Genomic DNA, 12,581 nt, shown 5'->3' with positions numbered 1-12,581 from the left:
AATGTCCTGATTTTAGAGCACCGAAGCACAGAAAATCAGGTCAGTTTGGCCACGATAGTAAAAATGGCAACCGTCCCTATTCTGTTTTCACCACATTACTGTCTTTATTCAATGCTGCTTCTAAAGTATGCCAAGCCAAAGTAGCACATTTTACCCGTGCCGGATAAGCTTTCACTCCTGCAAGTACGGTCAATTTATCCATATAATGTAACTGACCTTCCTCATTTTGAGTCAACATATGATGAAAGCGATGAAACAGCTCATGAGCTTCCTCGATTGTTTTCCCCTTTATTGAATCAGTCATTAAGGAGGCGGATGCTTGCGATATTGCACAACCACATCCTAAAAAACTCAATTCAGTGATCAAATGCCCTTCTATTTTTGCATAAACAGTTAATTTATCGCCGCATAAAGGGTTAAAACCATTCGCGTGCACCGTCGCATCCTTCATTTCATAATGATGACGTGGATTGCGATTATGATCGATAATGATTTCCTGATAAAGTTCTCGCAGTTCAGCACTCATGCAAATACCTCTTTAACTCGATGCAATGCCCGTATGCATGCATCAATTTCCTCTTTGGTATTATAAAAAGACAAAGAAATTCGTGAAGAAGCGGCAACATTATAAAAGTCCATCAACGGCATCGCGCAATGATGGCCGCTACGTATGGCAATTCCTTCACTATCCAAAATAGTGCCAATATCATGAGCGTGGATTGTTCCATGTACCAATGTGACAACGGGTACTTTTTGTTTGGCTGTGCCAATAATACTAAATCCACTTACAGACTGGAGTCCGGCAGTTGCATATTCTAGTAATTCCTGTTCATAAGCGATGATTGCTTCCATATCCAAAGACTCTAGATAATCTATGGCTGCTCCCAAGCCAATTGCACCAGCAATATTAGGAGTTCCCGCTTCAAATTTATAGGGTAGTGCCGCGTATTCTGTTGCCTCGAAGGTAACGTAATTAATCATCTCGCCCCCTCCCTGATAAGGAGACATGGCGTTCAAGAGTTCTTCTTTACCCCAGAGAACACCTATACCTGTAGGGCCATATAATTTATGCCCAGAAAAAGCATAAAAATCACATCCTAAATCTTGCACATCTACAGGCAAATGTGGAATTGCCTGGGCGCCATCCAATAACACTTCAGCACCATGATCATGGGCCATCTTAATCATTTCTTTGACCGGATTTATGGTACCTAATGCATTGGAAACATGAGTAATAGCCACAAACTTGGTGTTTTTACTTAATTTCTTGGCAAACTCATCTAATAAAATCTCACCATCCAATGAAATAGGTGCAACTTGCAGTTTGGCTCCGGTTTTTTTGCATACCATCTGCCAGGGAACAATATTGGAATGATGCTCCATATGGGTAATTAATATTTCTTCGCCTGGTAAAATACGCGGTGCAACCAAACTTTGCGCAACTAAATTAATTCCTTCAGTTGTGCCGCGAACAAAAATACACTCACTTGGGGAATAGGCGTTGATAAAGCGCTTTACTTTAGAACGGGCCGCTTCAAAATGTTCGGTTGCCCTGACACTTAAAGTATGTACACCCCGATGGATATTCGAGTTATCCTGCTCGTAAAAATGAGAAATAGCCTCAATCACTGCTTTAGGCTTTTGTGCCGTTGCCGCATTATCAAAATAAATTAAATCAAAATCATTTACTTTCTGATGGAGTGTAGGGAAATCTCTACGAATTGCATGAATATCCAAAGCGTCCATTAGCTTACCCCAGCTGTTGTGTTAATAAATGCCCCATATAATCCGCCAATTGACGATGGGGAATAAGTCGCAGATTATCACTGGCAAAAGCATGAATTAAGTAGTGCGATGCTTCCAGTCGGTCAATTCCACGAGTTGCCAAATAAAATAATGCGTCCTCATCTAATTGTCCAACGGTTGCGCCATGGGAACATAATACATCATCAGCAAAAATTTCCAATTGTGGTTTGGTATCCACTTCTGCATTTGCTGAGAGTAATAAGTTTTTATTTTGTTGCTTGGCATCTGTATGCTGTGCATCTTTGGCAACAAATACCTTGCCATTAAATACCGCACGCGAACGTCCGGTGAGGATCCCCTTATAATCTTGTTCGCTAGTGCAGTTGGGAACCAGATGTTGCACTGTTGTATGATGATCCACATGCTGGCCTTCACCAGGAGCATAAATTCCATTCATCAAAGAATGGGATTTCTCTTCTTGCAGATACAAACTGATATCAGAACGCACCCATTGTCCGCCAAGACTTAAGGAATGGTTGGCAAACTCACTACCGACCAATTGTCTTACTGAAAGATGGCCTAAATGAAAAGCCGATTTACTCTCTCTTTGAATCGTATAATGCGTTAATTTAGCGTCAGCACCAACTACGATTTCAGTTACAGTATTTGTCAGATAACAACAATCAGCCCAACCTTGGTAATCTTCAATGATTGTAGCCTGAGCCTTTGCTTCAGCAATAATCAGATGTCGCAAATAAACCGCCTGATTCGTTTGGGTCTGTATATGTGTTAAAGCAATTGGTTCTTCAATCACAACACCTGCTGGAATGTAAATCAATAGGCCACATTGAATCATGGCCGTATTCAAATAATGAAAACCATGCTCTTGCTTTAAAATAGTTCCCAGATAAGGTTGCAGCAATTCAGGATGTTTTGATAATGCAACAGATAAAGGAAGAACTAACACTCCTTTAGGTAGGGTACTGGTAAGCTGTTCTATGCCGAAAATAAGTCCATTTCGGATTGATATAGGTTGATTTACGGGTAAATCAGAATTTATTTTTCCATCATGTGCTGTAATTGCAGACTCTTGGGGGCCATCTCCAGAACACATAAACGACTGGTTTAATAAAGCATCAACGCTGGTGTATTTCCAGTCTTCATCATGTCGTGTTGGAAAGCCATGTCGATTCAAATCCCTTAATGCTTTAGTTTGCAATTGGGCAAGCCAAGGCAAAGTAGATAAGCTGGCTTTTGCTCGTTGTTGGTAAAAATCCAAAATCTCGCTCATATCGTTACACCGTTTCCTCAAGCCAGCTGTACCCTTTTTTCTCTAATTCAAGTGCTAATGATTTATCACCAGACATAATGATACGACCATTTACCAGCACATGGATAAAATCTGGCTCGATATAATCAAGCAAGCGCTGATAATGCGTTACTAAAATAATAGAACGCTCAGGTGACCGCATGGCATTAACCCCATGAGAAATAATACGCAGTGCATCAATATCCAAGCCTGAATCTGTTTCGTCGAGAATAGACAGCTTAGGCTCCAGAGCCGCCATTTGTAAAATTTCATTCCGCTTTTTTTCACCACCAGAAAATCCTTCATTGATGCCGCGATACAAGAAGCTTTCATCCATTTCCAGCAACTGGCATTTCTCTCGGATGAATGATAGAAACTCAATCGCATCAAGTGTATTTTTCCCCTGACCTTTACGTACCGCATTAACAGAGGCCTTGAGGAAATTAACGTTGGTTACCCCAGGTATTTCTACTGGGTATTGAAAAGACAAAAAAATACCAGCACGCGCTCTTTCCTCAGGAGACAAAGGAGTCAAATCCTGTCCCAGATAATTCATTTCTCCACGAGTCACTTGGTAAGAAGGATGGCCAGCTAATACTTTTGACAGAGTACTTTTACCTGAACCATTAGGTCCCATAATGGCATGAACTTCACCCGCATTTACTTGGAGATCAATGCCTTTTAAAATGGATTGACCATTTACATCAACGTTTAAGTCTTTGATTTTTAACATATTAACCCACTGCCCCTTCTAAACTTAGACCTAGCAATTTAGTCGCTTCCACCGCAAATTCCATAGGCAATTCTTTTAATACCTGCTTACAAAAACCATTTACAATCATCGAAACAGCATCCTCTGTATCGATTCCACGTTGTTGGCAATAAAACAGTTGCTCTTCACTAATCTTTGAAGTGGTTGCTTCATGTTCTATCTGTGCCGTAGGGTTTTTGACTTCAATATAAGGAAAAGTATGCGCAGAGCATTCAGACCCCATAAGCATGGAATCACACTGAGTATAATTACGTGCATTAGTCGCTGTTGGTGCAATACGAACTAAACCACGATACGCATTATGTGCACGACCCGCACTGATTCCTTTGGAAATAATGGTTGAACGCGTGTTTTTGCCAATATGGATCATTTTAGTGCCCGTATCGGCTTGTTGATAATTATTAGTTAAGGCAACTGAATAAAACTCACCAACGGAGTCATCACCTTGTAAAATCACGCTGGGATATTTCCAGGTAATTGCTGAGCCGGTTTCAATTTGCGTCCAGGAAATTTTAGAGCGCTTGCCGCGACATGCGCCACGTTTGGTCACAAAGTTATAAATGCCGCCTTTTCCTTCCTTATCCCCTGGATACCAGTTTTGGACTGTGGAATATTTAATTTGTGCTCCATCCAAAGCAACTAACTCTACCACCGCTGCATGCAATTGATTCTCATCACGCATAGGCGCTGTACAACCTTCAAGATAAGAAACGTAACTGTCCACATCGGCGATAATTAAAGTACGCTCGAATTGTCCTGTAGAGGCCGCATTAATGCGGAAATAAGTAGATAACTCCATCGGACAACGTACCCCTTTGGGGACATAAACAAAAGAACCATCACTAAAAACAGCCGAATTCAAAGCGGCATAAAAATTATCGCGATAAGGCACTACTGAACCCAAATATTGCATGAGCAATTCTGGATATTTGTGTACTGCTTCAGAGATGGGACAAAAAATAACACCTTTTTCAGCTAATTTTTCTTTGAACGTAGTTGCCACAGAAACGCTATCAAAGACAGCATCTACAGCTACACCAGCTAACATCTCTTGTTCCCTCAAAGGAATACCTAATTTCTCATAGGTTCTCAGTAGTTCAGGATCAACCTCATCCAGACTTTTAGGAGCATCTTTTTTCTGTTTAGGTGCTGAATAATAAGAAATAGCCTGGTAATCCACGGGCGGGTAATGCACACTGGACCATTTAGGATGTGACATGGTTAACCAATGCCTGTAGGCCTTTAAACGCCATTCAAGCAAAAATTCCGGCTCGCCTTTAATTGCTGATAAACGTCGAATGACGTCTTCATCCAAGCCTGGCTCAAAAGTATCTACTTCAATGTCGGTGGTAAACCCATGTTGGTATTCTCTATCGAGCAGAGAATTAATTTGCTCACTGCTTTTAGCCACGATTAACTCCACTTGCCAATTGTCGAACTCGTTCCACATCGTGTGCTTGCAAAATAGGTTTTGCCAAACTAGCCAAACTCACGCTATCCAGGGCTGTTTCAATTGCTTGACTAATTAATCGCCAATTACCCTGAATCGTACACACACCTTGTAACGAACAATCATTAGGTTGCAAACTGCATTCTGTGAAACCACGATGTTCTTCAAATGCAAAAATTATTTGCGACACAGAAATCTCAGTTGCAGGTCGTCGCAATCGATATCCTCCAGTCACTCCGCGTACTGAGGCTAACAAACCTGCACTGGTTAAACGTTTTAAAATCTTACTTACCGTAGGTACAGTCAGATGAGTATGTAATGCGATATCACGAGCATTACACAATTCTTGCGCGTGCCTTGCGAGATAAACCATCACTACTGTTCCATAATCGGCCAACTTGCTGATGCGAAGCATAACACCTCAAAATCGAATAATCTAGTACTGAATAAGTCTTAATTAGAGACGAAAATTCGGTTTAATTAACTTTTTACCTATATATTATAAATATAGTACCAAAATAGTTCTATATTTGGCAAACAAGAATAGTACCCTATTGTTAAGGAACCACGCAATATGCTCTGCAAATATATTCAAAAATAAGCTTGGGTGATGAACAAGATAAGAGTAATGATATTAGAAGAAATCTTTTGAGAAAAGAGCCCATTGTGCAAATATCGCCTATCCTGTATTATCGGCGGTCCTATTTTTTTGATTGACAAAGAGTTAGGACTTATAAATTACCCTTTTACCTCATATTACAATAAAAAATGGATATAAGATGCTTAGTAAATTTCATAAATATGTAGAATCTTCGAATACTTATTCCTCAGAAGAATCATTGGATGAGTTAGAACAGCTTTTGATTGAAGATCAAAAAAAAGCCCTAACCAACGTGAAATTAATTCAACAAAATGTTCTGACTATAGGTTTTTCAATGGACAAAAAATAACCCCGTTGCAATTTGCTATGATGAGAACCGCATTTAACAATACTCCTCGATTAAAAAAAATTATTGAACTATATATTAAATATTCAGATCTTACTGTTGAAGGAGACTATGGCACTGCTTTGCATTACGCCTGCATCTATACACAATGTGGTAAAGATGTGATTAACACCCTTGTCGGTAAAAATCCGGAATTAATTACAAAAGAATGTATTACGAATTGTGGCGGAAGCTATCCTATTATTGATCTGGCATGTCATGATCGAGATGGAGAATGTTTGCAGGCACTGATTAATGCCGGTGCTGATGTTAATATAAAAGCAACAAAATCTGGATGGACCGCTTTACATCAAGCCGCTTATGTTAATAATGAAACGGCTGTATCAATTTTGTTGACTCATGGTGCTAATAAATACGCACACGATAAGGGAGGATATTTACCAACGCGTGAGGCATGTTATTGGCAAACCGATAAAGAACAATTGCGCCGCCATGCTGAAATTATAGCATTGATTCGCGACTTTAAGCAGGATGAATCGCCTGCAATCAAAACTAATTCGGGTCTCAATCCATAAAACCTACAATTCAAAATTTTGATACAAAGAGGGCCTCGCTCCAACAGGATGGTTGTTGACTTTATTTACCGCTTGTCAGGGAAGGCAAGGCGCTGCCAAGAATGCCGAAAATCCCTTATCATACGATCCACACCATCAACCAGGCCTAACGATGGAATGTGCCCTATGGCAATAGATACAATTGAAAAGAATCCAAGTACTATACTCATATCCTGAAATTAATTCTTTGCAACTGAATAATTGTAATCAGGCTGTTATTAAAGCTTAAAATGCAGAGCAAAATACTTAAATACAAGGAACGAAGGTACAAGAAATGAATAACGAGTTATTGATTGCATATAAAAATTCTCAACGCGAAATCTGGGGGTTATTTGCACCATTAGATATGATGACTACTGTTACAGCACCAACATTAGTAAAGTTTTCACAGTTGCAAGCAGGGGATTCTGTTTTGGATGTTGGTTGTGGTACTGGTGTAGTTGCTATAACTGCTGCTCGGATGGGTGCAATTGTTTCAGGCCTTGATTTAAGTCCGCAATTACTGGAGTACGCTGATAGAAATAAAACTTTGGCTAAAGTTGATGTTGATTTTAAACAAGGTGATGTAGAAGCACTACCCTATGCAGATGAATCCTTTGATGTTGTTTTGAGTCAGTTTGGGCACATGTTTGCCCCGAATGCACAATTAGCAATTGATGAAATGTTGAGAGTACTCAAGCCGGGCGGGATTATTGCTTTTTCAACTTGGCCTCCAGAACATTTTGTCGGAAGGTTATTTGCATTAGTTAGTAAATATAATCCACCACCTGTAGCAATAGATTCACCTTCGAACTGGGGCTCTCCTGATGTGGTGAAAAATCGTTTGGGCAACCAAGTCAAAGAAGTAATTTTTGATTATGATGCGATGTATTTTCCAACTCTAAGCTTAGCTCACTACAGACGAACCGTGGAGAAAACACTGGGGCCCGTTGTAACGTTTGTTGAACAATCCAAAAATGATTCTGAAGCACTTAGGAATTTTCGCGCCGAAGTTGATAAGTTGGCCGAACAATATTTTATGGACAACAAAATACATCAATGCTTTTTGATGACACGAGCAATAAAGCTATGAAGGATTATGTAATGAGCGACCATGCCATCATGGTTAAGGGTATTTTTCCAAAATGGATCTAAATCTTCGCGCCTTCGTTTGAATGAAAAATCCTTAACTTAATGGCGGTGCCGCCTGGACTCCAGCTGCATTATACCAAAATAGTCAAATCATAAAGCTTGACTCACTTGAACTATGCTCGTTATATAACGTATTATCTCTTTTTAATTTAGAGTGTTTGCAATACGATTTCATGCTTGAATCAAGACCTATTAGGAGCAAGACCATGACAGTTGCGCATTATCCAGCCTCACTGGTCAACAACCACCTCATTGATTCGGGAACAATGCTTGTCCCGAAAGGTTACTATCGCTCTAAATTATTCACTGCTCCTTTTTCTACAAATGCTTTAGTTGCAGCAGCAGGTCCTCTTTTATCACTATTAGAGCGACTCTGTCTTAGCCCCTCGCTGCCTCCTATTGAGAATATCAGAGATAATATTGAGCATGAGTTACTTGCTTTTCAGAGTAAAATGGATGCTTCTAAATATCCGGCAGACTTTTCAGCCATAGCTTATTATTTAATGGCCGCAACTATAGATGAAATGATTGGTAAAAATTACATGCGAGTATACCAAATTTCTGCTGAATTTAAGGCATTCACGCCACTCACTAATGATAATGCTCAACCACAACACCGTTTTTTTGAAATCCTTAATTACATTAAGGAACGACCAACTCAATATCTTGATCTTATTGAGTTAGTTTATTTTTTCCTAATTATTGGTTTTGAGGGTCATTACCATCTCAAGGCGGATGGACGGCAGGTATTAGATAATTATATTGAAGATCTCTATCAAATAATTCAGCAAAATCGCTTCCATCAACCCCGCCGGTTATTTAATGAAAACCCTATACCTAAAATTGTTAAAAAGAATTATAAAGCGGTCATCATTACCTTGGTTACTGCGGTTACTATGGTAACACTTGCTTTTTTGACCAGCCAATATTTATTGGAAAATAAGGCGAAAACCGTTTTATTTGGACACACCCAACTTGCTCTTTTGGATAGCTAATGGACAATTCTTTACGCGCATTATGTGATGCTATAAAAAAAATACTTTCACAACTAAAGCCACAAAGTAATGAGCTATCTTTTATAGTGATTACCGGCAGAAATGCTCAAGGAAAATCGGCCATATTAAAACAAAGCAATATGGAAGAAATACCTGTTTTTAGCGAACAACATGCCAAAATTTATTTTAATCAAAAAGGGATCATCATTGAGCTTGGTGAAAATTGGCTTACTCATAGCAAAACCTTATTGCTTACAACGTTAAAACAATTGAATCGATGTAACTCCTATCTAAAAATTACCGGCCTTGTTTTATGCATTGATGTAAACGACCTGCTGATAGCCGATCCAGCACAGTTTGCAGAACAGAAAAAAGCACATTTACAATTATTGGAACGATTTGGAACAAACCTGGGTTATCCCGTCAATATTGCACTGATGTTTACTAAAATGGATACCCTCGCTGGTTTTACCGAATTTTACCAATCAGAACATACAACTGATTTATCAAAGCCTTTAGGGTTTTCGCTCGATTGCAGGAATGAATTAAAGAAAAAAATAGAAGCCTATTCATTACAATTCAACCAGCTGACGGAACAAATCGGCCAACAAGTAATTCATAAAATGCACCCTGCCCGCTCTACAATGCGACGCAGTTTAATTCGGGAATTTCCATTGCAGGTAGCTAGCCTTCGCGCCCCTATTCAAGCATTAATTCAAGGAATTTCTCCTAAACTCTTTAATTTACATTCGATTTATTTTAGTAGTGCGGAGCAAGGTGGGGTGAGTATTGATCGCTTAAACAAGAGAATTCAGCATGAATATGCCTTGGTAGTACAAGATACTTTTCCTCAGGCGACAAATTTCAGAGCCTATTTTGTTGAAGGTGCATTAAGGACCATTCAGGAGCATTGCAGCCAAATTCCACAAGCTAGAAAGTTTTCACAAAAGCCCATTATTGCAGTAACCGCAAGTATCGCCGTAATCAGCCTGCTGATTTTAAGCTATAACTATTACAAAACAGCTCATTTACTCGATGAAACAAGTAAAGAATTACTGGCTTACGATGTGCTCAATAGTCAAAAAAATAAAGAAAAGCAGGCTCTTTATCATTTATCCAATGCGGCAAAAACGATAAGCCACATTCCCAGTAATTCCTTATCGCTACCTACGGTACATCAATTAAAATATAATTTGCACCATAATGCTGAAAGCCGTCTACAAGGTGAATTTTTACCCTCATTAACCAGCGAGCTGGAAGATGTAATCAATAATCCAGGAAATACCCCTATCGTTCGTTATAACGCATTGAAAGTTTACCTGATGTTAAGCCAGCCAGAACATTTCTCAGCAATGCAAGTTCATGATTGGTTCGCGAGTCAATGGAAAAACCAACCTGAACATGCTTTAAAGAAACAACTGGCACTATTAAGGCTTCTGTTAAGTAAACCACCCAAAAATATAACTGTAAAACAGCAAGTAATTAGTGATGCCAGAAATTATTTAAATGCATTACCCACTAGTTACCTTTATTATTCGATTGCAAAAGAATTTTTCCCTGACACGAAACAAAAAATCGCAATTGATGGCTTTATATTGGCAACCAATGAGTTGCCAAGTTACTTTACCAGGGCAGGTTTTAACGAAGTTATGCAAAAGATTCCGAGCATCAGCTACAACCTACAAAAGGAAAAGTGGGTACTCGCACGCAATGACTTAAATCAATTACAGGAAATGATAACTCAGGCTTATTGTTTTGATTACGTAACCTGGTGGCAAACGTTCATGCGCAAATCACAACCCCTGCATTACCAAGACTATCAAACAGGGCGGCAAGTAGTTAAAAATCTGGAACAATCTCATGCGATAGGGAAGATAACAGCTCTAATCCAACAAGAAACCAAAGCTGACTTGAGTAATAGCTCATCACCTTTTAATCATGCGATTGCCAATCAATTTACTGATTTGAATTTAATGAGCCACTCCAGTACTAAAGAAATCAGCCAAAAAATCGTTGATTTGGAACGCTTTATTTCAACGTTGTCCATGATAAATGATGGCGGAAGAACTGCGTTTAATATTACAAAAACTCGCTTTTCCAGTGAAAGTGCTTCTGACCCCGTAAGCCTGCTTTATAATCAAGCACGACAATTACCTGAACCTTTAAGTACATGGACCAAACAATTAGCAAGTGATGCATGGGGTATTCTGATTAGAGACAGCCGTCAGTATATCAACCAACAATGGCAGCAGACTGTTTACAGAGAATTCCAAACCACTATTGCCAGACGCTATCCTTTTGACGCCTCACAACAAGAAGAAATTTCGATAAGTGACTTTAATCATTTCTTTTCTACTCGTGGCGCATTAAACTCATTTACCGAAAGCTATGTTAAACCGTTCTTGGATATTTCCAGCGCAGAATGGAAACCTAAAGCAGTAAATGACTCAGTATTACCTATTGCCTCAGAAACCTTAGATGCGCTGATACGTGCGAACATTATTACCAATATGTTTTTCCCTGATCATGGTGAAGAAAGCAAAATTGATTTTAGTCTACAAAAAATTAGCCTAGATCCTGTGGTTGCGAACCTAGAACTTGAGATTGGCAGAACCAAATTAACCGATAATCAAAGCACTGACTCAGTTATGCGTTTTACCTGGCCACAATCCTATGCCAAACTTGCCCTTGATTCAATTGAGGGGAATCATTATGAGTTAGCAGAGCAAGGAACTTGGGCCTTATTTAAACTACTCGAAAAAGTGAATGTCCTGATTGATGAACAAGACAGTTCTAGCTTACAAATTCTTTTTGAAATTAACAGCAATTCGGGACGTTACCTCTTGAAGACAAACAATCAAGTGAATCCCTTCACACCAGGAATTTTGAATGGATTTACATTAAAGGAATCTATAGTCTAGCTCCTGATTTCCTTAGCAAATCATTCGTCGGAACCATTCAGGGGTATGCTTGAATCTGAGGGAGCGATTTGATTTGAGCGCAGGTTGTGCGCAAAATGATGCTGAGAAAACGTAGCATACATCAGTATGTGGGGCTTCCGAAGTGCTATTTTCGCGAAAGATGTGCCAAATACAGCCGTTCAGTGAATAGAAGTGAACGCTTACCATTCGTCAGCGAAGAAATTTATTAAGAGCCACCTTTCAATGCTCGTGCTTCATAAATCAATGCCTTAGTATCCTCATCTTCGGGGTCTTTATCCCATTTAGGATAAATCCTCATATACTCTTCTAAAAGATCCAGCCCTATATTGCCACAGACATAGTTTTTGGTAGCATTTAAAACCGAAATTTTGTCTGAATATTGTTGTATTCTCGGATACATTTCTTTTTGTCGCTTGCAGTATGCAATTCCCGCTTCAATACGCCCCACCAGATCCTGTAATTGAACCGATATTCTTTCGGACTCATCAGTATGGTGCAGAGATTTTGAAAAAAAACGACTAACAGTGTCTCCCAAATCTCCTTTTTGATATGCAGACATAACGAACTCCTTATGTTCTTAACACATACAATAATGGTCATATTAAATTTTATTGATTTAATCCATTATATGTTACGCTACTGAATTTTTTAAAAATCCTTCCGACTTTTTAATTA

General features: G+C 39.1%; 13 protein-coding genes. 5 read left to right on the top strand and 8 right to left on the bottom strand.

Annotated features, from left to right (window positions below; genetic code table 11):
* Nucleotides 1–76: 76 nt before the first annotated feature.
* The 6 genes from sufU to DGG96_RS00260 are packed head-to-tail and all read right to left on the bottom strand — an operon-like array spanning nt 77 to nt 5,692.
* Complete coding sequence (sufU, locus tag DGG96_RS00285; RefSeq protein WP_110141028.1) at nt 77–526, bottom strand: Fe-S cluster assembly sulfur transfer protein SufU; 450 nt, start codon at nt 524–526, stop codon at nt 77–79.
* Nucleotides 523–1,746 (bottom strand): cysteine desulfurase, encoded by a 1,224-nt coding sequence (locus DGG96_RS00280; RefSeq protein WP_110141027.1) that lies wholly within the window; start codon nt 1,744–1,746, stop codon nt 523–525. The genes sufU and DGG96_RS00280 overlap by 4 nt, the downstream gene beginning before the upstream one ends.
* Nucleotides 1,747–1,750: 4 nt before the next feature.
* A complete protein-coding gene (gene sufD, locus DGG96_RS00275; RefSeq protein WP_110141026.1) occupies nt 1,751–3,037 on the bottom strand; it encodes a Fe-S cluster assembly protein SufD in 1,287 nt (428 codons plus the stop codon).
* A gap of 4 nt (nt 3,038–3,041) precedes the next feature.
* Nucleotides 3,042–3,788 (bottom strand): Fe-S cluster assembly ATPase SufC, encoded by a 747-nt coding sequence (sufC, locus tag DGG96_RS00270; protein WP_110141025.1) that lies wholly within the window; start codon nt 3,786–3,788, stop codon nt 3,042–3,044.
* Between the two features lies 1 nt (nt 3,789).
* The gene (sufB, locus tag DGG96_RS00265; protein WP_110141024.1) at nt 3,790–5,238 is read right to left on the bottom strand and encodes a Fe-S cluster assembly protein SufB; all 1,449 of its coding nucleotides are present in this window, start codon (nt 5,236–5,238) and stop codon (nt 3,790–3,792) included.
* The gene (locus tag DGG96_RS00260; protein WP_110141023.1) at nt 5,231–5,692 is read right to left on the bottom strand and encodes an SUF system Fe-S cluster assembly regulator; all 462 of its coding nucleotides are present in this window, start codon (nt 5,690–5,692) and stop codon (nt 5,231–5,233) included. The genes sufB and DGG96_RS00260 overlap by 8 nt, the downstream gene beginning before the upstream one ends.
* Nucleotides 5,693–6,056: 364 nt before the next feature.
* Between DGG96_RS00260 and DGG96_RS20705 the strand changes: the two genes are divergently transcribed.
* Together DGG96_RS20705 and DGG96_RS00255 are read left to right on the top strand one after the other, a co-directional pair.
* Entirely contained in the window at nt 6,057–6,227 is a 171-nt protein-coding gene (locus tag DGG96_RS20705; RefSeq protein WP_158618855.1) for a hypothetical protein, read from the top strand.
* A 17-nt stretch (nt 6,228–6,244) separates the two neighbouring features.
* A complete protein-coding gene (locus tag DGG96_RS00255; RefSeq protein WP_110141022.1) occupies nt 6,245–6,799 on the top strand; it encodes an ankyrin repeat domain-containing protein in 555 nt (184 codons plus the stop codon).
* Nucleotides 6,800–6,864: 65 nt separating this feature from the next.
* Here the strand turns inward: DGG96_RS00255 and DGG96_RS20700 are convergent, their stop codons facing one another.
* The gene (locus tag DGG96_RS20700; RefSeq protein WP_165831555.1) at nt 6,865–7,008 is read right to left on the bottom strand and encodes a hypothetical protein; all 144 of its coding nucleotides are present in this window, start codon (nt 7,006–7,008) and stop codon (nt 6,865–6,867) included.
* 104 nt (nt 7,009–7,112) lie between these two features.
* Between DGG96_RS20700 and DGG96_RS00250 the strand changes: the two genes are divergently transcribed.
* The 3 genes from DGG96_RS00250 to icmF all read left to right on the top strand — a co-directional run bounded on the left by DGG96_RS00250 (nt 7,113) and on the right by icmF (nt 11,885).
* The gene (locus DGG96_RS00250; protein WP_110141021.1) at nt 7,113–7,910 is read left to right on the top strand and encodes a class I SAM-dependent methyltransferase; all 798 of its coding nucleotides are present in this window, start codon (nt 7,113–7,115) and stop codon (nt 7,908–7,910) included.
* 265 nt (nt 7,911–8,175) lie between these two features.
* Nucleotides 8,176–8,964, top strand: coding sequence for a type IVB secretion system protein IcmH/DotU (icmH, locus tag DGG96_RS00245; RefSeq protein WP_110141020.1), 789 nt, complete (start codon nt 8,176–8,178; stop codon nt 8,962–8,964).
* Nucleotides 8,964–11,885 carry a type IVB secretion system protein IcmF gene (gene icmF / locus DGG96_RS00240; protein WP_110141019.1) on the top strand — a complete coding sequence of 974 codons (2,922 nt, stop codon included), beginning with the start codon at nt 8,964–8,966 and terminating at the stop codon, nt 11,883–11,885. Before icmH ends, icmF begins: the two co-directional genes overlap by 1 nt.
* 226 nt (nt 11,886–12,111) lie before the next feature.
* On the opposite strand, the gene DGG96_RS00235 is transcribed toward icmF, so the two are convergent.
* Nucleotides 12,112–12,465 (bottom strand): hypothetical protein, encoded by a 354-nt coding sequence (locus tag DGG96_RS00235; protein WP_110141018.1) that lies wholly within the window; start codon nt 12,463–12,465, stop codon nt 12,112–12,114.
* Nucleotides 12,466–12,581 lie beyond the last annotated feature (116 nt).

It is taken from the genome of Legionella qingyii, from assembly GCF_003184185.1.
Note: the sequence above shows the minus strand (reverse complement) of the source record. Positions and strands in the feature narration are given on the sequence as shown.